Origin of the sequence: Bacillus cereus group sp. MYBK108-1, from assembly GCF_051917185.1 — a bacterium.
In the GTDB taxonomy this organism is placed as follows: domain Bacteria; phylum Bacillota; class Bacilli; order Bacillales; family Bacillaceae_G; genus Bacillus_A; species Bacillus_A cereus.
Map to the genome: position 1 here is coordinate 167,709 of NZ_JBQAHZ010000002.1, position 20,360 is coordinate 188,068.

A 20,360-nucleotide genomic window follows, 5' to 3' on the forward strand; every position below is an offset into this window, starting at 1 on the left:
TGTAAAAGAGCAAGAGTTTCATATTTCAATTGCACATGCGATTGAACGTGAATGTAGCATAAGAGTTCATCAAAATGAATTACACTTAATCCATCGTTTTTTAGATGTCATTGATAGTGATGAACAAGTAGTTATTTGTAATCATCGTGATGTTATCGTTTCTGCGAGTAAGAGCGTTCGGGAACGAGTAACTAATTGGTCAAGAATGAAACTTGAAGATTTAGTGCACCATGGATTGGAAACTAAATTAGAAATACCGGTATATAGTAATGAAAGAATGATCGGGAAATGTATGTATTTAAAGGAAAACAAACAAATGAATACATATTCTGCTTTCACATTTATAAAAGGAATTACTTTTCCAGGAGTTACCGGGACAAGCAAAGCATTTCAACACACACTAGAAGAAATTAAGCTTGTTTCACCGACTGATGCTAGTGTGTATGTATGTGGTGAGACAGGAGTAGGAAAGGAATATGTCGCGAGAGCGATTCATGAAAATAGTCCAAGAAAAGACGGGCCCTTTATAGCTGTTAACTGCGGTTCTTTGCCTAAAGAATTAATGGAAAGTGAATTGTTCGGTTATGCTGAAGGTGCGTTTACAGGTGCGCGACGTCAAGGATATAAAGGGAAATTTGAACAAGCGAAGGGAGGAACATTATTTTTAGATGAAATTGGTGAAGTACCACCAGAGATGCAAGTAGCCTTATTGCGTGTTTTACAAGAACGCACAATAACTCCAATAGGAAGTTCAAAAGAGGTACCAGTAAATATTCGTATTATTACTGCCACACATAAAGATTTACTAAGGTTAGTAGAAGAAGGGAAATTCCGTCAAGATTTATATTATCGTTTACATGTTTATCCACTATATGTTCCATCGTTAATAGAAAGAAAAGAGGATATTCCATATTTTATACAACACTTTTGCGAACGGAAGAATTGGAATGTTGTATTTCCGAAGAGTATTTGTAATCAATTTTTACAACATACATGGCCCGGAAATATTCGAGAACTAGTAAATGCATTAGAACGCATTTACATTTTGTCGCAAGGACGGGAAATATGCGAAAAACAAGTCGCTTTTTTGATACAAACAATGATGGGAAATCAACAACAACTTGAGTTACAAGTTGAAAATAAAACCGAACATACATTGAATTTTCGCGAAAAAATACAGCGTGATAGCATGATTGAAGCATTACAAAAGACAAACGGAAATGTTTCATTATCTGCAAAACTATTAGATGTACCCCGTAGTACATTTTATAAACGAATGCAAAAATATAAATTATAAAGTAGATTTTTGTAATCTACTTTTTCTTTGTGGGCTCATGTTCTGTCGGAATGTGCGCTTACCGGGGAAATAATAGAATTGTTAGAAGGGAAATTTCCTAATGGGGGTTAGTGTGTGAAGTACATTGAAATTGGAATCGGGAATAGGTGGTTCGTTCGAACGGAAACTGAAAATAAAGATGGAACTGAATTTGAAGAACGAGGAATTATAAAACCTATTTATTTTGAGTCACTATATGTACGAATGTGGTTTCGGAAAACGTGTTTAATTTTTGATACGAAAGAAGGATTTAAAAAGATTAAGAAGAAGAGGATTGAATATAAATTTATAGTTGGAATTGTAAGTAGACTGAATAAAGAAAAAGTGTGCTAACATACATAGTTATATTGGCCAGGAAATTCTATTGACTTATATCAAACTCATAAAAAGTAATTTTACTAAATATAAATTGTTAATAAAACCACTAAGGAAACTTAGTGGCTTCTTTTTTTATAGGAAGGATTTTCATATGAATAGGATCTTAACGATTGTACTTGCAATTATTGTAATGGGGTATTCCATTTATAGTTGGAATGCTGTTTCGGAACAGAGTATGCTAATTTTACAAACGCTTATAGGGATTATGTTAGTTAGTTTAGGAGTGCAAAATTTTTAAAAAAAAGAAAATAAAAGTATGGACATCGCTTGACTACTCGTTGCATTATATTGAATTGTTGTATTGTTAGTAAAACATTTTGCATGAATAAGTATTTAAATTATTTATTCATGATTTTCTTATTACGAAAAACATTCTCGCAATAAAAGTTAAAATTCCACTTGTATTTCACTATATAAAATATGGCATAATGATTTAGTTAAATAGAAATGGATAGGGTATTTGAGAGGGGCAGTATAATGAGTTTTGCAATTGAAATAGTAATAAAAGCACCAATGGATATTGTATGTGACTATATAATAGAAGATGAAAAAATAAAAGAATGGAATACGTTTATAATAGAAAATCGCTATCCTTCAAATATGGATAAAGAGAATCCACGTGTAGGAGATAAATATATTACTGTTCAAAAAGTCGGTAAGAAAATATTCGAGGCAGAAGTAGAAATTCTTGAATACGATACACCGCATATTATTTCACTTGGTAGTGAAATGAAGCAAGGATATTCAGCAATGACTTATATGTTAGAAGAAGATGAGGAAGGTACAGCACTAACATTAATTTCAGAATATGAACCTAGTAATTTTTATTATAAAATGATGTATAAGTTAACAGGTTGGATTTCACGAGGTTTAACTATGGAACAAATGGAACGTCTAGCAGAATGTGTAGAAGCTGCTTATCATAAAGAAGATTAATATTAAAATATATTAAGGTAAAAGCGTTACTCAATCTCATGAGTAACGCTTTTACTGTTTGAAGATTTTTCATTGAAAATCTCAATAGCTCTTTCATATATTTCTTTATCAACACAAAATCTTTCTGTTATCCAATAATTAAGTTCAGAAGATGTAATGATTTGTTCTCTTTTCTTACCTTGGAAATATCGTTTTAAAACATTATCATTAATAGAAGTTGGAATACCATCGATATAACCGAAAATCTGAATTTTCTTTAATACAGGAGATGTATGCCAATCGTTAGACTTTTTAACGAGTTCTTTCATACTTGATAAATGTATTGGATCTGTATGTAAGATTTTTGCTGGACCTGGATTTCTAGCAATTTTAATCCTATTATTTGAGACTTCATAAGTGAAAGTTTCTCTTACATTACTTACTTGAAATGATTCATAAAGTGGGTAAGCTTGGAATAAAGGTGCACAATAACCAACATCAACATAATAAGGTTGGTCTAAGTTAACCCGTAAGCATAAATGTCCGGGATCCATATACATATAATGAATATTAAAACCAAGATTTGATAATAACCAATGGAATCCAATTGAGTGCGTCCAACAAGTACCCCCGAGACCTTTTGTTGTAATACGGTTTATGTATGTCTCAATGGAAGGAAAATAATTACCTGTTTCATTACCCTTTTCCCAGTCAATTATTTTAGTAAGGGTTTCCCATTTTATTTTTTCTTGATGAGCTTTAATAAGCTCATTTAAAAACTTTAAGCTAGTAGGCTGTTTTGTCGTACCTAAAAATGATAGAAAGCTATTTACTAGTTGTACTTGGGTCATTTTCTTATCCTTTCTATATAGAAATTGCTATTGGTATTATTATACAATAGGTGTCAGAAAATACAGTTGTTTATTATTGGGGTGGGAGAGAATTATATGTCGATGTCGCTATATTATAAAAAAATCCGTGAGCAATTAGGCCATGAACTAATATTCATGCCAAGTGTAGCTGCAGTTATTAAAAACGAGCAGGGAGAAATCTTATTTCAATATCCTGGCGGAGAATATTGGAGTTTGCCGGCTGGAGCAATTGAACCTGGGGAAACTCCAGAAGAAGCAGTAATTCGGGAAGTATGGGAAGAAACAGGATTGAAAGTACGAGTAAAAAAACAAAAAGGGGTATTTGGAGGGGAAAGGTTCCGTCATATATATCCGAATGGCGATCAAGTAGAATATATTGTTGTTGTGTTTGAATGTGAAATTACTAGTGGAAAACTGAAATCGATAGATGGTGAATCTTTAAAACTACAATATTTCTCATTTTCTGAAAAGCCTACTTTAGCGCTACCATACCCAGATAATATATTTTTATAGATGTAAAATAACACACCTTACTTATTGAAGGTGTGCTATTTATATAACCCGGTCGTATACATCTCCGTTAACGTATACACAATTTCCTCTAAGTTAATCTTTTTATCATTTTGCGTAATAGTCCAAAGAAACGATTCATTCATCGCGAACCAACCGCGTGCTACAATCTCTTTATTTAAATTAGGTTGTGCTAATCCACTTTCTTGAGAGTAAGTAATATCCTGTTTAATACTTGTTATAAAACGTTTCCGAATCTCATCCCATTTTTGCCGTATTTCTCTTGATAATCCTATCGCTTCCTCTACAACTTGCAAAATAGCGCGTTCTTCATCTGCTAATTGCAGGAATGCTCTAACTTGATTTTGGATCATTATACGTGCTTCCTCTTTTGTTTGTGGAGAAAAAGAGCGCTCAGCAATATTATAAAATTGATTCATAACATCTTCCATTAAACTAATTAGGAGATCATCTTTGTTTTTGAAGTATACATATGCTGTTCCATAACCAGTTTCTGCATGTTTAATAATTTGTGTAATTGTCGTTTTTTGAAATCCATTATTTATAAAAATAGTGTAACCAGAGTGTAATAGTTTCTTCTTCGTTTCTAAGGAGCGGTGTTTTCTTGATGAAAGAGTAGAATTTTTCAAAGAATCACCTCTTTATACTGAAATATCTGAAAATATAACTGTATTGTAAAAGAAGTTCATATATAAAGTCAACTGACATAATATCATTGACGTTGTATCAATTAAGGTGATATATTTCAATTAGTTAGAATAAAAAGAAAATTAAGAGAAGGTGACACCATGTATAAAGAGCCATTTCAACCAACTTATGAGTATGCGCTTGAATGTGATAAACATGATGAACTGAAAGATTTTCAAACTGAATTCTATAAAAACGAAGGTACTATATATTTAGATGGAAACTCATTAGGGCTACTTTCAAAAAGAGCAGAGAAATCATTACTTACGTTGCTAGATTCGTGGAAAGAGTATGGCATTGACGGCTGGACAGAAGGTGAGCACCCGTGGTTTTTCCTTTCAGAGAAATTAGGTAAACTTACAGCCCCTCTTATTGGTGCTTTACCGGAAGAAACTATTGTAACCGGTTCTACAACTACAAATATACATCAAGTTATTGCGACGTTTTACGAACCAAAAGGAATACGTACAAAAATACTTGCGGATGAATTAACTTTCCCATCAGATATTTATGCACTTCAAAGTCAAATTCGTTTAAAAGGATTAGATCCAGAGGAGCATTTAGTAAGAGTGAAAAGCCGAGATGGTAGAACACTTTCTGAAGAAGATATTATTTATGCGATGGAAGATGATATCGCTTTAATTTTATTACCTTCTGTTTTATATAGAAGTGGTCAAATTCTGGATATGAAACGTTTAACAACGGAAGCTCATAAACGCGGCATTCATATCGGATTTGATTTATGCCATTCAATAGGATCTATTCCGCATCATTTCAAAGATTGGGACGTCGATTTTGCTGTTTGGTGCAATTATAAATATTTAAATGCAGGACCGGGTGGCGTTGCAGGAATTTATGTGAATAATAAACATTTTAATAGACTACCAGGGTTGTCTGGATGGTTTAGTTCTAGAAAAGATAAGCAGTTTGATATGGAGCATACATTAACAGCTGCTGATCATGCAGGTGCTTATCAAATTGGTACGCCGCACGTTTTAAGTACAGCACCATTAATTGGTTCACTTGAAATTTTCAAAGATGCTGGTATTGAACGTTTACGTGAGAAATCTTTACATATTACGAGATACATGCTGAATTTAATTGGACATGAATTAAAAGATTTCGAATTTACAATTGGAAATCCATTAGAGGATGAAAAACGAGGCGGGCACATTTATTTAGAGCATGCAGAAGCAGCACGTATATGTAAAGCACTAAAAGCAAATGGAGTAATTCCAGATTTTAGGGCGCCAAATGGGGTGAGACTTGCGCCGGTCGCTTTATATAACACATACGAAGAAGTGTGGAAATCTGTACAAATATTAAAGAAAATTATGAAAAATGAAGAGTATAAGCAGTTTGAAAATAAGCGAGAGGTTGTGGCATAAATATGAAAACATCAGAGTGGATTGATATTTCACAACCGCTAAATAATAATATTGCAACGTGGCCAGGAGACACACCGTTCTCGTATGAAGTTTCATGGTCAAAAGAAGAAAGTGGCTCAGTAAATGTCGGAAAGTTAACGATGAGTATTCATACAGGCACTCATATTGATGCACCATTTCATTTTGATAATGATGGAAAGAAAGTATTGGATTTAGATGTTCAAGTTTATGTTGGCCCAGCACGGATTATTGACGTTTCTAATCTTGAAAGCATCGGGAAAAAGGAATTAGAAAGCTTTCATTTAGAAGGTGTAGAACGATTATTATTACGTACATCTTCACATGGAAAAGCTGAAGAATTTCCAGAGGTGATCCCTCATTTACGTGCAGACATAGCGTCGTTTCTTTCAGAGAAAGGTATTCGTTTAATCGGAGTAGATGTACCATCAGTTGATCCGCTAGATGATAAAGAATTAGCAGCGCATCATCAATTATTTAAACATGGAATTCATATTTTAGAAAATGTCGTACTAGATCATGTAGCAGACGGTGATTATGAACTTATTGCATTACCACTTGCATTAACTGATGCAGATGGAAGTCCAGTTCGAGCCGTTATTAGACCAATATAAGTAGAATCATATAAAAGGGGCGTTTGGCTAATATGAAAGAAAATGAAAAAGTAATTATGGAAAAAGGGATTCATACGGATTTTAAAGAGAATATGACGTATGGGGAGTATTTACAATTAGATAGTTTACTATCTTCTCAAAAAAGATTATCGGACCATCATGATGAAATGTTATTTATCGTTATTCACCAAGCAAGTGAGCTTTGGATGAAGCTCATTTTACATGAGCTAAATGCGGCGATTGAATCTATTAAACAAGATAAATTACAACCAGCTTTTAAAATGTTAGCACGTGTATCAAAAATTCAGTCTCAAATTATTCAATCTTGGGATATTCTTGCGACATTAACACCATCAGAATATATTGAGTTTCGTGATTCACTCGGTCAAGCTTCAGGTTTTCAATCGTATCAATATCGTATGATTGAGTATGCACTTGGCTATAAAACGCCACACGCATTAAAAATTTATGAAAAGGATCCAGAATTACATGCACGACTTCATAAAGCGCTACATGCACCAAGTCTATATGATGTCGCGATTCAAGCATTAGTAAAAGAAGGATTCCCTATTCATAAAGATGTATTAAACCGTGATATTACGCAGCCTTATGAAGAAGATGCAACAGTAGAAGCAGCATGGTTGGAAGTGTATGCGGATGTGAAAAAATATTGGAATTTATATCAGCTTGCTGAAAAATTGATTGATATTGAAGACTGGCTACAACAATGGCGTTTCCGTCATATGAAAACAGTAGAAAGAATTATTGGACATAAAATGGGTACAGGTGGATCCTCCGGTGTTTCTTATTTAAAGCGAGTACTTGATCAACAATTCTTCCCAGAGCTTTGGAATGTTCGTACGAAATTATAAAAATAAACCTGTCAGTTCATTATGGCTGACAGGTTTATTTTTATTTGAGCACAATTATGTTTAAAATGAAGGAACAAGATATAATAAATGGAGTAACTATTTAAATGGAGGTAAAGTTTTTGGATTTCAAGCAACTAGAAAATAAATTCGAAAAGAAAAAAGTGAATACATTTCTTGTTTATCAAAAAGGGGAATTAACAACTGAGTATTATAAAACACCCGAATGTGCAAATAACTTATATAAAATAAATTCGATTACAAAAAGTATCGTATCTTTATTAATTGGTATTGCAATTGATAAGGGCTATATAAATGATATACATACATCAATTACAGAGTGGATTGAAAATGTACCTGGGGAAAAACATGATTTAACGCTATATCACTTATTAACAATGACTACTGGTGAGGACTGGAAAGAGTTTGGGAATGGAGTAGTATTCCCAAATGACTTTGTAGAATCAGAGAACTGGGTACAGTACATATTAGAAAAGCCAATAATTGAAGAACCTGCTACAAAAATGAATTATAATTCAGGTTCTTCTCATTTACTGAGCTATATTATTCAAGAAGCTACTGGAATGTCGACAGAGCGGTTTGCAAAGAAATATTTATTTGATCCATTAAAAATTAACGAATACGAGTGGCAACAAGATCCGCAGGGTATATATGTAGGTGGCTTCGGTATGAAAATGAAATCTACCGATTTATTAAAATTAGGAAAATTATGTTTGCAAAATGGATATTGGAATGAAAAAGAAATTGTATCAGCGAAATGGTTAGAAGAGTCAAGTAGGGCGCAATTTGAAACATATGAACATGTCGGCGCATATGGATATCACTGGTGGGTATTACATAACGAAAGATTTCACATACCGTATTGTATATATTTCGCTATGGGATACGGCGGACAATACATCGTTATCATTCCTCAATTAGAAGTAGTATCTATTATAAGTAGTCATATGCCAAAACGTGGGCTCGTTCCGTTAAATTTATTTATTGAGCATGTACAGGGAAATTCTAATTATATATAAGAAAAGGAGGGAATGTATGAAAGATGAAAAAATTTTATCTTTATTTAGACTATGTTTAAGCCTTCTAGCATTTAGTGCAATCATTACGCAATTTATAATACGGGCACAAGTGAAACCGTTCAATCCAGTTAACTTTTTTAGCTTCTTCACGATCGAAAGTAACATTTTAGTTGCATGTATTCTCCTTTTAAGTAGTATCGGAACAGCTACATTTGGTCGATCAGAACAGTTTGGTATACTTCGTGGTGCAGCAACGGTATACATACTTACGACTGGACTCATTTATTTTTTATTATTAAGAGGGTTAGAAGAATCACTTCAAACGGCAATACCATGGGTAAATACGGTGTTACATTATATCATGCCAATTGCTATGCTTTTAGATTGGATATTAAATCCACCAAATAAGAAAATCACTTGGAAACAAGCTTCAAGTTGGCTCTTATTCCCGTTTTTTTACGTTGTATATAGCTTAATTCGTGGTCCAATCGTGAATTGGTATCCTTATCCATTTTTAGATCCGAGAATAGGTGGATATGGTAGAGTACTTTTATACAGTATAGGGATAGCAATTGTAATTGGCACTATTTGTATATTGGTAAGATTTTTAGGGAATCGAAACTTTAGGAAAGAATTTTAGAAATGCAAGGAACCCCACTGTTTCCATTTTTAACAGTGGGGTTTCATTTTATCCCGCATTAACGGGCAGCCCGATTGGTGAGGACTGATTAAAGTTTCACTTTATCTGCTCGTCTTCTGAAACGACAACTTTATAAATTTCTCCGTCTTCGTTTCAAATTCTACATCAACAAAAACACCATATTCTTTTCCATCTTCACGTAACCACAATTTAAATTTTTCAACAGTTATTTGAACGGTTTTTGGTTTTCTACCTATATGAAGGTAATCAATAATCTCTGCTTTTGGGTACTGTTCTTTCGTTTTCTCTACAGCAAGCTTACCCCATTTTGCATACGGCGGCTGCGCATGAACAATTGATGAGCCTGTATATACATTTGAACATGTTGTTAGGAACAGAAGGACGAGTGCGACACGCTTTAACAAATTCTTCATGATGAACTCCTTTTATCCTTTTTTTTTATTGTTTACATTTTCTTTCTACGATATTAGTTTGGATTTTTTTGTCTTCTTTACATAAAAGCGAGGCTTTTACAAAACATAACCAAGAAATCATTTACATAATTAAGGAGGGAAAATTATGCGCCAAAAAGCTATGTTTAAAATAGCGGTTTTACTTGCGTTCATAGGACTGTCTTTAATGGTCAGTAGTATACAACTAAAGAATGTAGAAGCATTTTCTAATCAAGTCATTCAAAGAGGAGCATCGGGCGAAGATGTCATTGAACTGCAATCTCGTTTAAAATATAACGGATTTTATACGGGAAAAGTAGATGGTGTTTTCGGATGGGGTACATATTGGGCACTTCGGAATTTTCAAGAGAAATTTGGATTACCCGTTGATGGTTTAGCTGGAGCTAAAACGAAGCAAATGCTCGTGAAGGCAACGAAGTATGACAAATCAACTGCTAATAAAGGAACGACAACGAATAAAGGAAATAGTGGTGGCACTGCACAAGAGAATAAACCACCTCAAAATAAAGGGACAAATGTTCCGAACGGTTATTCTCAAAATGATATTCAGCTGATGGCAAACGCAGTATACGGAGAATCACGTGGTGAACCGTATTTAGGACAAGTTGCAGTAGCTGCTGTTATTTTGAACCGTGTTACAAGTGCGTCATTCCCAAATACTGTTTCAGGTGTAATCTTTGAACCTAGAGCATTTACAGCGGTAGCCGATGGACAAATATATTTAACACCAAATGAAACAGCAAAAAAAGCAGTTTTAGATGCGATTAACGGATGGGATCCAACAGGAAATGCTTTATATTATTTCAATCCAGATACTGCGACTAGTAAATGGATTTGGACTCGTCCACAAATTAAAAAAATCGGTAAACATATTTTCTGTAAATAGAGCGGAGGTGGGACAATGTTACGAGGTATTATCATTGTATTATTAACAGTCGGTGTAGTAGGAACAGGCTATTGGGGCTATAAAGAGCACCAAGAGAAAAATGCGGTTTTAATTCGAGCGGAAAATAGCTATCAACGTGCATTCCATGATTTAGCATACGAAGTCGATTTATTACACGATAAAATTGGCACAACACTTGCGATGAATTCACGATCATCTTTATCACCTGCATTAGCGGATGTATGGCGTTTAACATCTGAAGCTCGCTCAGATGTAGGACAACTACCTTTAACATTAATGCCATTTAATAAAACGGAAGAATTTTTAGCGAATATCGGTGATTTCAGTTACCGTGCAGCCATTCGTGATTTAGAAAAAGAGCCGTTAAATGAGCAAGAATATAAAACGCTACAAACTTTATATTCAAATGCAGGAAATATACAAGATGAACTAAGAAAAGTACAACATCTTGTTTTGAAAAATAATTTACGCTGGATGGATGTAGAAATGGCACTTGCATCAAATCGCGATCCAGCAGATAACACAATTATTGATGGATTGAAAACTGTAGAGAAAAACGTAACATCATATTCTTCTACAAACTTCGGACCGACCTTTACAAGTGCGCAAAAAAATAAAAAAGGTGGATTTGAAGCGGAAGGAAAGGCAATTTCTAAAGATGAAGCGGCGAAAATTGCCAAATCGTTTTTGAATTTAAAAGGAAATGAAAAAGTAGATGTTGAGAAAAGCGGAAAAGGTGCGAAAGAATCCTTCTATAGTGTGAAAATTAAAGATGAAGCAACGAACAATGAGTTCTATATGGATATTACCGGAAAAGGCGGATATCCAATTTGGGTTATGAATAACCGCGAAATTAAAGAACAGAAAGTTAGTTTAAACGATGCAGGTAGTAAAGGTTTGAAATTTTTAAAGGACCATAAGTTTAATAATATGGAGCTTTATGATAGCTCTCAATATGATAATGTTGGTGTATTTACGTATGTAGTAAATGAAAATGGAGTACGAATTTATCCAGAAGCAATCCAAATGAAAATTGCTTTAGATGATGGTTCTATCGTTGGGTTCTCCGCAAAAGAATACTTAGCGTCACATCAAAAGCGAACAGTTCCATCGGCAAAGCTAACTGCAGCAGAAGCAAGAAAGAAAATCAATCCGGATGTAAAAGTCATGGAAGAACGTAAAGCTTTAGTAGTCAATGATTTGCATAATGAAGTGCTTTGCTATGAATTTGTAGGCACTTTAGGAAAAGATACGTACCAAATATTCATTAATGCTAATAGCGGGGCCGAGGAAAAGGTAAAGAAAATGCAAGCTGTTGAAAAAATTTATGATTAAACCTTAATAGTGAAGTGGTGAAAATAATGAAAACTCTAATATATATATTGATGCTTTGCTTCGTTATAACTGGATGCAGTATTGGAAAAAAAGACAATCCAAACGAAAAGCCGGAACAAAAAAATGTTTCAATGAAAAATGTTAATTATACGAATAAATCAAATAAGCCAAATGAAAAAGCAGCAGATCATTTAGCATCTTTAGCAGCAAGTGTGCCAGGTGTGAATGATGCAACAGCGGTCGTTGTTGGAAAATATGCTATTGTAGGTATTGATGTAAAAGCAAAACTTGATCGAACTCGAGTTGAATCAATTAAATACTCTGTTGCAGAAAGTTTAAAAAATGACCCTGACGGTGCTAATGCAGTCGTTGTAGCAGATGTTGATACGTATGAACGCCTCAAACAAATCGGAAAGCAAATTAAAAAAGGAAAAACAGGTGAAGGTATACTAGATGAATTAGCCGCTATTGTGGGCCGAGTAATGCCACAAGTTCCAAATGATATGATAGAAAATAGAGAAACGAATCCAATTAAAGATAATGATAAACAATTACCAAAAGATGAAGAACAAGAGTTAAGAAAAGAACAGGATGATCAATCAAATAATCATTTGAATAAATGAATTAGCCTCGTACTTAATTGTACGAGGTTTTTAAATATAATATTAAATATTCAGTTTATTTTTAAGGGAATATATGGTTTAATTATCATGGGAGGGACAACTGTTATGATGAAAAAAAGCGCATGTATATTGTTTAGTTTATGCTTAGGTTTCAGTATGACAGCGTGTGAACAGAGAAAAGAAGTGAAAAACCAAACAGCAACTTCTTCTACTGTGATGGAAAGGCAACAGAAAGAGTCTATCAATATAAATCATTTCTCGAGTATAAATGAAGGAATGACTTATACAGAAGTGAAAGATTTAATTGGTTTTGAAGGAGATTTACTTATAGAAGAAGGGGTAGAGCATTCTACACAAATTAAACAAATTTTTGCTTGGAAAGGGAACGATCCAAATTCATTTGTTGAAATTACCTTTTTAGATGGAAGAGTGCATTCAAAAGCACAGCAAGGTATAAGTTAATAAGCTAAAAAATGGGAGAGTTTAGCATGAACATACACACAGGGGAAATTCAATTAGCTCCGTATAAGGAGAAATATAAAGAAGTTATACAAACATTTACTTTACCAAGTGAACAAGTTCAGTTTACATCAGATCCAAGCGCATTACTGGAGAAAGCAAAAAGTGATCATACAAAAAATGTGATTGTTATTTTAGATCACAATGGGGTACCGGTGGGTCTTTTCGCATTGGAAACGGGAGATAGAGTAAAGGAGTTCACAGATAATGAGGATGCTTTACTTTTAACGTCATTTTCTATTAATCACAATAGACAAAGAAAAGGATTCGCTAAAAAGTCATTGATATTATTAGAAGAGTTTGTAAAACGTTATTTTCCAATAAAAAATGAAGTTGTACTTGCTGTGAATGAAAGAAATATTCCTGCACAAAATTTATATGCAAAAGTTGGTTTCCAAGATAAAGGTTTTAGAAGAATGGGACCAATTGGCCAACAAATAATAATGCATTTATCTATAATGAAATAATGAGATAGAAAACTTACTCTTGAATATTCAAGTAGTAGGTTTTTTATTTTAACAATATATAATATATGTATATAAAATGAAACAGGAATGAAGGATATAAAAAATGAATCAAGATAGAAAATGGAATATCGTTGGAGGAAGAGTGATTAAAACTGGAATTGCAGTTTTTCTTACAGTGTTAGTTTGTGATTTTTTTAACATCCCAACTATTTTTGCTGTAATAACAGCAATTGTTACAATTGAACCAACTGCAACAGACTCAATAAAAAAAGGACTTATTCGCTTTCCGGCCTCAACAATTGGATCGGCATATGCCATGACTTTCACATTTTTCCTAGGCCACCAAGCAATTTCTTATGCATTAGCTGCAATGTTTACGATCGTTACATGTCAAAAACTAAGGTTACATGCGGGAACTTTAGTTGCAACTTTCACTGCCGTAGCAATGATTCCAATTACGGCAAATCATTATTTTACTGCATTTTTAATTCGTTTAGCTACTACATCTACTGGTATTATAGTATCTACTTTAGTGAATTTTTTCATTTTTCCACCCCACTACACGAAAATGATTTTTGGATGTACAGAGGATCTATTTGCTAAAACAGCAAATATTATGGAAGAATGGATTACTGCATTAGTTGCAGGAAAAGGTGTGAAAAAGGAGACTGCTCAGGATTTATCTAAATTGACTTTATTATTGCATAAGGCGATACAATTTGTTCAATATGAGCAGAAAGATTGGAAATATCATCAACATACAAAGAAGGAAATGAGAAGCTTTTTAACGATGCAGAAGCAACTTCATATATTACAGCAAATCATTTACCATATAGATAATTTAGCTCGGGTATCAATTGAGACTTGTGACTGGTCACAAAGTGAAAGAGAAATATTACAACGAACAATTCATTCTATAATTGCTATATTGAGAAACCGTTGTAATGAAATTGATGAGGAACATTTCAAACTTATTGCTGAATTAGACAAGCAATTTTGGAGTTATAAAAATGATTTAAAAGATTATAAACCAAATCATTATCATCACCATTTTTCAAGTGAATCTATTATTTTATTTGAGGTATTATCTATTCATGATATGTTAGAAGAATTAAAACAAATATCCGAGAAATATGAGTGGGAAAACCGATTCAATTGATAAGTTCATTTTACTGTGGGGGGGATAATATGACATTTTATATTGCATTACTAAGAGGAATCAATGTCGGTGGCCATAAAGTAATCAAAATGGCTGATTTAAAACGAGTGTTTGAATCAATAGGGTTAAAACAAGTGAAAACATATATACAAAGTGGTAATATTGTGTTCGAATCTGAGGAAGGTATAAACTTTCTAAAGGACCAAATACAATCTGAAATAAAAAAAGAATTTGATTTCGATGTTCCAGTCATGCTAAGAACACATGATGAATTTATAAATATTATTAAACAATGTCCATATGAAGTTCATTCATTGTTAGAAGGAGAAAGTGTTCATATTGCTTTTTTAGCTAATGTACTTTCTGAAGAAGAGAGTAGTCAATTGCTTACATTTAAAAGTGAACTTGAAGATTGCTATATAGATGAGAAGGTCGTTTATTTATTTTTCAAAAATAGCATTCGAAATTCTAAATTAATGAACCAGTTTCAGAAGTTACATACACCAGCTACAGTTAGGAATTGGCGGACTGTGAATAAATTAAAAGCAATTGTAGAGAGTATGTAAATATAAAAAGATGAGGTTTTCTACATGTAGAAAACCTCATCTTTTTACTTATATTGTTTTGCAACTATGAGTTCGACAATAGGATAAATAAAGAATGAAGAGCAAATTGCGATGAACAGGGGGAGGTTTTTTACTCCATCTAAATTAGCCCCCATAGAAAATCCTTCGGAGAAGATTAATAAAAGGAACATTACAACTACAAGCACAAAATACGCAATTTTAAAGCTTTTATATGTAATTTGTTGTCCCATCTCATCTTGACTTTCTTCTGACACACCGTGGGGATCTCCCCAAGTAATGTGATTAATTAAATTACTAAGTATTAACGAAATAGCAAAAATCGTACCACCTAAAATAGAACCTTCAGTTATGTATTTATATGTGCCATGTACTAGTATTGCAATTAATGCTAAAACAATGATTATAAAAATAGTTTTTTTAGTATTCAATAAATAATTGCCCCCTCGATTGTAAAAAACTCTTTACAAATATAAGTATAAAATTGGAAAAGTGTCATGTCAAATATTTTTTACACACAATATGTAAGTATGCAATATTTTGTTTTTATGATAAATAAAAAATTACAATACATTTGAATGTAAAAGAATGGGCTCGCATATATTTGGAAGGGATGTCAGATTAATTTAGGGGGTAGTTATGTCTATACTTTTAAAAGCTGGTGCAGATGCAGGAAACAACGGTTTGAAGTTAATGGTGAAAGGGCAAGACCCTATTTTTATTCCGAGTATTTATTCTTTATATATAGGTGAGCCTACAGGACTCTTAGATGAGGTAGATGTTTCATTATCTGAATTAGAAAACCACATTGATGTGACTATAAGTTCGCCATCGTTAATGCTAAATAATGTACGATATATCGTTGGAGAAAAAGTTATTCAAGATCAATTAAAAGGTACTGAGGTAGAGAAGAAATCGAATAAGTCAACGGATGAGTTAATGGTTATTACAATACTATCAGGTTTGGCGGTAAGCGCTATGCGTCAAAGTCCAACTTCTAGCCATATTAATATTCGTTATGATTTATCTGTCGCTCTTCCTATGCAGCTTATTACACAAGAAATAGCTGCTGAAAATGCAAAACGTTATATGGGAAATCATAAGGTTATTTTCCATTATCCGAACGGACGCGATGTGACAATTAATGTTTCAATTGAGTATTGTAAATGCCTGCCTGAGGGCGCTTCTGGTACGTGGGGCATTGTATACGATGAAGAAGGAAATGTTGTGAAACATAAAATAGAATGTGAGCAAAATCAAGTTTCTGAAATTGATTTTGTAGATAAAACTCTACTCTCTTTTGATATTGGTGCAGGGACGACAGAAGAAGTCGTTTCATTAGGGGTGAATTTCCGTCCGCAACTAAGTAAAGGTTTATCTTATGGTGTAAAAGAGACGTTACTACAAATTATTACGAGATGGAACCGGAAGTATCCAACTAAAACGATTGATAGTATTACAGAATTCAATCAAATTTATTTAAATGATAAGCATCCGAGAAATACCTTATTAGTTGAGGAATCACAGCCAGCGCTATTAGGTTTAGCAGCACGTGTTGCAACAGATATTATAAATAAAATTGATGATATGAAAGACGATCCATACGTGTTTATTTATGGCGGGGGTGCAGTAATTATTAAAAATAGTTTAAAAATGATTTTAAAGCAAAAAGGACGACTCAAAAATGTAATCTTTGTAGATAATCCGTTATTTACAAATGCACGAGGATTATTAGTTTATACTTGTTCGCCAAAATATAGAGAGCATAAGCAAAAAGAGTTAGGATTTACAAACTTAACGATAAGTTAGTTGGTGGAAGTATGCGATCTAGGCGATATAAACGTGGTGATCGAGTAAAAATCAATATTCATAAATCGGTATCACCTGAAATGCTTGCGTGGCTGAATAAACAATCAAATCCAACTAATTTCTTCTTTTTTGCTGCGCAGCAACTATTTAAACAAGTTGGAGATATTGACGTTTCAAAAGCTTTACCAAGCAGCCATGTTTTCTCATTATATGTGGAGCCTTCATCCTTATTAAAAGTCGAAGTAAACCCTTTTAAAAACATGACACTAGACACAAATACATCCACCGAAAATGCAAAAAAAAAATTATGGGAATCTGTTGATCAATTAGATTGTCCATTTTTTTAAACATAGAAAAATATAAAAAGTCCCCATCACTATACATACGAATACAGTGATGGGTTTTTGTTTGTAACTAGAAGGGGGCACAATTTGTGCCCCCTTCCATTAGTTATTTATCTAAATTTTAGATGTATATTTAGAAACAGCGTTAATTATGCTTTCCCAGTCATCTGGATGGTTTTCATGGCCTGCCCCTTTAAGAGTTAATAGTACTGAGTTTGGAATTTCATCAATTAGTGCGAGGCCATGTTCAAATGGGAGTGCTGTATCGTCTGTTCCGTGAATAACCAATGTTGGTGCTTGTATGGAGTGAAGTACACCTTCATATGCATCATCACCTTGAAGTAAAGCGTGATTAAATATACTTAATAAATTGTTTGCGCGTTCTATTTCTTGTTTTACTTGTGTATAAACTCTATTTTCATCAAATATTCGTTCTGATCCACATAATAGACGAGATCCTGAAACTAAATATTCTGCCACATCATTTTTATTTGTCCAATCTATACTTGCGCTCTTTACATGATGTGTTAAAATCCTTTCATCCATTGGGGGTAAATCGCGAGTATTATTATCAGATCCTATTACACTAGTCGCTAGTAAAGTTAGCGTCAAAATTCTTTCGGGATGTTTTACAGCGGCAATTTGAGCAATCATACCACCTAATGACATACCAAAAAGATGGGCTTTATCAATATGATAAGCGTCTAATACTCCGATTGCATCTTCAGCCATATCTGTTACTGAATAATTTGAAGTGCCAGGTTCATATGTAACAGAGCGTCCAACATCGCGATTATCAAAGCGAATAACAAATTTTCCTGTGTTCGCCAACTGTTCACAAAATTCTTCATCCCAATATATCATTGAACAAGTAGCTCCCATAATTAATAAAATAGCGGGATCATTAGAGTTACCGAAGCTTTCTGTACATATATCAATACCGTTTATTTTAAATATCTTTTCACTCATAACGTTAGCCCCATTTCTTTTGAATTTAATTAATAATACAGTTTTGAATAATTCTAAGATGTGTGTAAGATTCTTTTTGAAATTCATCCCGCTATTTGCCGGGCAGTAAGAGCCCGATTGGTGAGGAATGATTAAAGTTTCACTTTATAATGCTTTTTGCATAATTACCCCCAAAAATAAGTATATGGTAATTCAAAACAAAAAATTTTGAGAAATAATTGTATGTTATTAAAATAAACAGCAAGGAGGAGAGGAAATGAAAGCAATCGTTATTGATTGATATGGCAGTGTTGAAGAATTAAAAGAAAGACAAGTTTTAAAACCGATTGTTAAGAATAACGAAAAAGCTCAACAATAGATAATATCCCATACTATACATTTTCATTTGCGGGTATTATTTATTGTTGGCTAATGTGATATTGCTTCTAACAAATACTTTTTCGTATTGTATCATGTAATTTCTCTAATCCAATTTCCATATCTTTCTCGTTTAACATTGAATAGCTAATTCTTAATTGGTTATCATTTGTTTCGTAGTTTAATAGACAAGCTGTTCCTGGTAAAAAAGAGACATCTACTTCATTTGCTTTTTGTAATAAGGTAAAGGGATCTATCGAATCAGGTAGTGTCACCCATAAATTAAAACCTCCATTTGGTATTTCAAAGTGTAGTTCTTTTAATGGCGATAATATATCAATTGTTAAATCACGTCTCATTTGTAAAGCTGTACGTAATTTTTCTAAATGGTTTTTCATACGTTCTGCACGTAAAAACGGTAGAAGTGCCTTTTGTGTTAATAAAGGACTACCGATATCCATTGAACCTTTTACTGCATATAGCCATTCAAAAATAGGACCATCGGCAATAAGCGCCGCGATACGCAGTCCTGGTGCTAACGTTTTACTAAATCCTTTTATATATATTACGTGGCCATCCTTATCAAAACTTTTGATTGGGGGCGGGATTATAGCATCTTCAAAATATATTTCTCCGAAAGAATCATCTTCAATGATAAAAAATTGATATAGCCCCGCTAGTTCTATAAGTTCCATTCTTCGTTCTTTACTCATTACTGTACCTGTCGGGTTTTGGAAGGTCGGATTCGTATACAATAAAACGGGATTTTTACTTTGACAAATATCATCAATTAAGTCGGAGCGAACTCCATGATTATCAAGAGAAACAGGAATGATTTGAACACCTTTATTGATGAAAACATCAAGCGCGGCACTGTAACACGGACTTTCTACTAATACAGTATCTCCAGGTTTTAATAATGTTTGAGCAATTAAATCAATTCCTTGTTGTGCTCCGCTTGTAATTAATAATTGAGATGGGTCCGTCACTAATTTCTGGTGTTCATTTAAGTAATTTGCTATTTCAACTCGCAATTCATAATCGCCTTGAACTGGCCCATAAGTTGCTAACAACATCGGATTTTTATCCAGCAATTTATGCATTTCGTCTGCCAAAAATGGATTTGGTAACAGACGGGGATACAGAATTGCTTGTGAAAAATCATAATATTTACGGTGTTTATTCATTGCATATTGAGAACGCATAACATTAATAGATCTTGATTGTTGCCATTTATACGGTATCGGTTTGAAATCTTTCTTTACACGTTTATATATGTAAGCACCTTTTCCTTGTTCGATGCGTATATACCCTTTCGTTTCTAACTGTTTATAAGCTTTACGAACAGTTAATACATTGATTTGTAAATCTGTGGCCATACAACGTAAAGAAGGAAGGGATTCACCATGTGAAAGCATACCACTTTGTACTCTTTCAACAATTTGCATATATATTTGCTTGTAATACGGTATGTTTGATTCTTTACGCAATACAATCTTCATAGGTTCACCTATTTTTCTTTTTAA

General features: G+C 33.4%; 23 protein-coding genes and 2 pseudogenes. 19 read left to right on the forward strand and 6 right to left on the reverse strand.

Translation table 11 applies throughout. The features are described 5' to 3' along the window. Positions 1-25 precede the first annotated feature (25 nt). The 4 genes and pseudogenes from ACTFSL_RS05260 to ACTFSL_RS05275 form a co-directional block, all read left to right on the forward strand. Positions 26-1,297, forward strand: a pseudogene (locus ACTFSL_RS05260) (sigma-54 interaction domain-containing protein); the annotation flags it as partial. 114 nt (positions 1,298-1,411) lie between these two features. Beyond that, the gene (locus ACTFSL_RS05265; RefSeq protein WP_000873847.1) at positions 1,412-1,669 is read left to right on the forward strand and encodes a DUF3977 family protein; all 258 of its coding nucleotides are present in this window, start codon (positions 1,412-1,414) and stop codon (positions 1,667-1,669) included. Between the two features lie 136 nt (positions 1,670-1,805). Next, positions 1,806-1,985: pseudogene (locus ACTFSL_RS05270) on the forward strand (DUF3953 domain-containing protein). 206 nt (positions 1,986-2,191) lie between these two features. After that, positions 2,192-2,650 (forward strand): SRPBCC family protein, encoded by a 459-nt coding sequence (locus ACTFSL_RS05275; RefSeq protein ID WP_119683512.1) that lies wholly within the window; start codon positions 2,192-2,194, stop codon positions 2,648-2,650. 26 nt (positions 2,651-2,676) lie between these two features. On the opposite strand, the gene ACTFSL_RS05280 is transcribed toward ACTFSL_RS05275, so the two are convergent. Then, positions 2,677-3,480 carry an arylamine N-acetyltransferase gene (locus tag ACTFSL_RS05280; RefSeq protein ID WP_119683511.1) on the reverse strand — a complete coding sequence of 268 codons (804 nt, stop codon included), beginning with the start codon at positions 3,478-3,480 and terminating at the stop codon, positions 2,677-2,679. 96 nt (positions 3,481-3,576) lie between these two features. Here ACTFSL_RS05280 and ACTFSL_RS05285 point away from each other — a divergent pair, with 96 nt between their 5' ends. Further along, positions 3,577-4,014, forward strand: coding sequence for an NUDIX hydrolase (locus ACTFSL_RS05285; RefSeq protein ID WP_119683510.1), 438 nt, complete (start codon positions 3,577-3,579; stop codon positions 4,012-4,014). Between the two features lie 35 nt (positions 4,015-4,049). Here ACTFSL_RS05285 and ACTFSL_RS05290 read toward each other — a convergent pair whose 3' ends face one another. After that, entirely contained in the window at positions 4,050-4,661 is a 612-nt protein-coding gene (locus ACTFSL_RS05290; protein WP_098583847.1) for a TetR/AcrR family transcriptional regulator, read from the reverse strand. Between the two features lie 159 nt (positions 4,662-4,820). On the opposite strand from ACTFSL_RS05290, the gene kynU reads away from it, so the two are divergent. The 5 genes from kynU to ACTFSL_RS05315 all read left to right on the forward strand — a co-directional run bounded on the left by kynU (position 4,821) and on the right by ACTFSL_RS05315 (position 9,288). Continuing rightward, positions 4,821-6,107, forward strand: coding sequence for a kynureninase (gene kynU, locus ACTFSL_RS05295; protein ID WP_000276307.1), 1,287 nt, complete (start codon positions 4,821-4,823; stop codon positions 6,105-6,107). Between the two features lie 2 nt (positions 6,108-6,109). Beyond that, positions 6,110-6,739, forward strand: a complete 630-nt coding sequence (gene kynB / locus ACTFSL_RS05300) for an arylformamidase (RefSeq protein ID WP_000858074.1) — start codon at positions 6,110-6,112, stop codon at positions 6,737-6,739. A 32-nt stretch (positions 6,740-6,771) separates the two neighbouring features. Further along, the gene (gene kynA / locus ACTFSL_RS05305; protein ID WP_000661957.1) at positions 6,772-7,611 is read left to right on the forward strand and encodes a tryptophan 2,3-dioxygenase; all 840 of its coding nucleotides are present in this window, start codon (positions 6,772-6,774) and stop codon (positions 7,609-7,611) included. A gap of 119 nt (positions 7,612-7,730) precedes the next feature. Beyond that, entirely contained in the window at positions 7,731-8,648 is a 918-nt protein-coding gene (locus ACTFSL_RS05310; RefSeq protein WP_000346250.1) for a serine hydrolase domain-containing protein, read from the forward strand. A 16-nt stretch (positions 8,649-8,664) separates the two neighbouring features. Beyond that, positions 8,665-9,288 (forward strand): Pr6Pr family membrane protein, encoded by a 624-nt coding sequence (locus ACTFSL_RS05315; RefSeq protein ID WP_440041312.1) that lies wholly within the window; start codon positions 8,665-8,667, stop codon positions 9,286-9,288. A gap of 101 nt (positions 9,289-9,389) precedes the next feature. Here ACTFSL_RS05315 and ACTFSL_RS05320 read toward each other — a convergent pair whose 3' ends face one another. After that, positions 9,390-9,722, reverse strand: a complete 333-nt coding sequence (locus ACTFSL_RS05320) for a DUF3889 domain-containing protein (protein ID WP_440041313.1) — start codon at positions 9,720-9,722, stop codon at positions 9,390-9,392. A gap of 145 nt (positions 9,723-9,867) precedes the next feature. Between ACTFSL_RS05320 and sleB the strand changes: the two genes are divergently transcribed. From sleB to ACTFSL_RS05355, 7 genes are all read left to right on the forward strand, one after another. After that, complete coding sequence (sleB, locus tag ACTFSL_RS05325) at positions 9,868-10,647, forward strand: spore cortex-lytic enzyme (RefSeq protein ID WP_001249063.1); 780 nt, start codon at positions 9,868-9,870, stop codon at positions 10,645-10,647. A gap of 15 nt (positions 10,648-10,662) precedes the next feature. Further along, entirely contained in the window at positions 10,663-12,003 is a 1,341-nt protein-coding gene (gene ypeB / locus ACTFSL_RS05330; protein ID WP_000943727.1) for a germination protein YpeB, read from the forward strand. Positions 12,004-12,029: 26 nt separating this feature from the next. Then, positions 12,030-12,626 (forward strand): YhcN/YlaJ family sporulation lipoprotein, encoded by a 597-nt coding sequence (locus tag ACTFSL_RS05335; RefSeq protein ID WP_000854053.1) that lies wholly within the window; start codon positions 12,030-12,032, stop codon positions 12,624-12,626. Positions 12,627-12,731: 105 nt separating this feature from the next. Beyond that, complete coding sequence (locus ACTFSL_RS05340) at positions 12,732-13,088, forward strand: hypothetical protein (RefSeq protein ID WP_000976446.1); 357 nt, start codon at positions 12,732-12,734, stop codon at positions 13,086-13,088. An 11-nt stretch (positions 13,089-13,099) separates the two neighbouring features. Then, positions 13,100-13,612 (forward strand): GNAT family N-acetyltransferase, encoded by a 513-nt coding sequence (locus tag ACTFSL_RS05345; protein WP_121868266.1) that lies wholly within the window; start codon positions 13,100-13,102, stop codon positions 13,610-13,612. 103 nt (positions 13,613-13,715) lie between these two features. Then, complete coding sequence (locus ACTFSL_RS05350; RefSeq protein ID WP_440041315.1) at positions 13,716-14,771, forward strand: aromatic acid exporter family protein; 1,056 nt, start codon at positions 13,716-13,718, stop codon at positions 14,769-14,771. 29 nt (positions 14,772-14,800) lie between these two features. Further along, a complete protein-coding gene (locus tag ACTFSL_RS05355) occupies positions 14,801-15,337 on the forward strand; it encodes a DUF1697 domain-containing protein (protein ID WP_000145145.1) in 537 nt (178 codons plus the stop codon). Between the two features lie 44 nt (positions 15,338-15,381). Here the strand turns inward: ACTFSL_RS05355 and ACTFSL_RS05360 are convergent, their stop codons facing one another. After that, positions 15,382-15,786 carry a hypothetical protein gene (locus tag ACTFSL_RS05360; protein WP_001093141.1) on the reverse strand — a complete coding sequence of 135 codons (405 nt, stop codon included), beginning with the start codon at positions 15,784-15,786 and terminating at the stop codon, positions 15,382-15,384. Positions 15,787-15,994: 208 nt separating this feature from the next. On the opposite strand from ACTFSL_RS05360, the gene ACTFSL_RS05365 reads away from it, so the two are divergent. Continuing rightward, positions 15,995-17,164 (forward strand): ParM/StbA family protein, encoded by a 1,170-nt coding sequence (locus ACTFSL_RS05365; protein WP_000025622.1) that lies wholly within the window; start codon positions 15,995-15,997, stop codon positions 17,162-17,164. A gap of 11 nt (positions 17,165-17,175) precedes the next feature. Further along, positions 17,176-17,511 carry a hypothetical protein gene (locus tag ACTFSL_RS05370; protein WP_001257760.1) on the forward strand — a complete coding sequence of 112 codons (336 nt, stop codon included), beginning with the start codon at positions 17,176-17,178 and terminating at the stop codon, positions 17,509-17,511. Positions 17,512-17,622: 111 nt separating this feature from the next. On the opposite strand, the gene ACTFSL_RS05375 is transcribed toward ACTFSL_RS05370, so the two are convergent. Beyond that, positions 17,623-18,477 carry an alpha/beta fold hydrolase gene (locus tag ACTFSL_RS05375; protein ID WP_440041317.1) on the reverse strand — a complete coding sequence of 285 codons (855 nt, stop codon included), beginning with the start codon at positions 18,475-18,477 and terminating at the stop codon, positions 17,623-17,625. A 425-nt stretch (positions 18,478-18,902) separates the two neighbouring features. Continuing rightward, a complete protein-coding gene (gene pdxR / locus ACTFSL_RS05380) occupies positions 18,903-20,336 on the reverse strand; it encodes a MocR-like pyridoxine biosynthesis transcription factor PdxR (RefSeq protein ID WP_000706780.1) in 1,434 nt (477 codons plus the stop codon). Positions 20,337-20,360: the final 24 nt, after the last annotated feature.